Genomic DNA, 1,110 nt, shown 5'->3' with positions numbered 1-1,110 from the left:
GTCTGGGCCAGGCAGCCGGTGAGCAGGTGGGGCCGGTATTGGATCTTCTTCAGCTTGCGTTTGACGATCCGGACGAGACCGGCCAGGTCGGTGACAGCGAAGTTGGTCATGGCCCGGCGGAGCAGAGACCAGACGCCCTCGGCGGGATTGAGCTCGGGGGCATAGGCCGGGAGTTGGACGATGCGTAACCAGTCGGCGTGCTCGGCGGCGAAGTCGGCGAGCTGGCCGGCCAGGTGCACGTTCAAATTGTCCCAGCACCACACCAGTGGCGCGCCCAGGTGCTGGTGGGTGGCCACGATCAGGTCCCGGTAGTCGATCCAGGAGAACGTCTTGGGCTCGCCCTTGCGCCCGTGATAGACGTGCAGCTTGTAGAACAGGTGCGGCCGCTCACCGTCCCGGTAGGCCACGACGCCGGCCATGTTGACCCGGCCGGAACCTCTTCCCCGTACCCTCACCACCGGCCGGGCGCCCACCGGAGCCCAGGTACGTCCCTTCGGCGGCCTCAGCCCTTGCCCGGCTTCGTCTTCGAAGCAGAGGTAGGCGCCCAGGTCCGCCGCGGTTGTTTTACCGCCGGCCACACCTCGGCCTTCCACAGCGCGATGGCCTCCTCGTCCCGCTCCACGGCGCGCCGGGACGGCACCTGCACCGACCAGCCGTGCCGGTGCAGCAGCTTGCCCACCCCCTCGATGGTGTAGCCGATGTGGAACAGCCGCCCGATCAAGGTCTTGACCCGGCCCAGCGTCCAGCACTGGTCCTCCACGTAGCCCCAGGCCAGCGGCCCACGCCGCAACTCGGCATCCAGCCGCTGCCACTGCCGCGCCGACAACTTCTCCGCCGAGACCGGCCCCCTGGACCGCAACGCCGAAGCACCGCCCTCGCGCCAGGCCTTACGCCAACGGGTCACCGACCGCTCGTGCACCCGTAATCGTGCGGCGACCGTTCTGGTCGACTCCCCAGCCTCGAACCACTCGGCCGCCTGCAGCCGTACACACTCCCGCCGCTCCTGCTCCGCAGGCGTGTACCCACCCCTTTGCCCGTACCGCATACCTCGGTCGTACCGCACCAAAAGCGATCCGTCACGAGGCTAAGACTCTACGCATTCAATCTGTG

At 68.2% G+C, this 1,110-nt stretch carries 2 protein-coding genes; both read right to left on the bottom strand.

The window, feature by feature from the left end:
* Positions 1-578, bottom strand: a 578-nt coding sequence (locus KLK06_RS59415) for a transposase (protein ID WP_374197216.1), incomplete at its 3' end; no start/stop codon positions are given.
* Complete coding sequence (locus tag KLK06_RS59410; protein WP_214644750.1) at positions 503-1,045, bottom strand: winged helix-turn-helix domain-containing protein; 543 nt, start codon at positions 1,043-1,045, stop codon at positions 503-505. The genes KLK06_RS59415 and KLK06_RS59410, both read right to left, overlap by 76 nt.
* Between the last annotated feature and the right edge of the window lie 65 nt (positions 1,046-1,110).

Source organism: Nonomuraea sp. NEAU-A123 (assembly GCF_018603905.1).
Classification (GTDB): Bacteria; Actinomycetota; Actinomycetes; order Streptosporangiales; family Streptosporangiaceae; genus Nonomuraea.
This window is presented reverse-complemented; position numbering and strand designations above follow the sequence as displayed.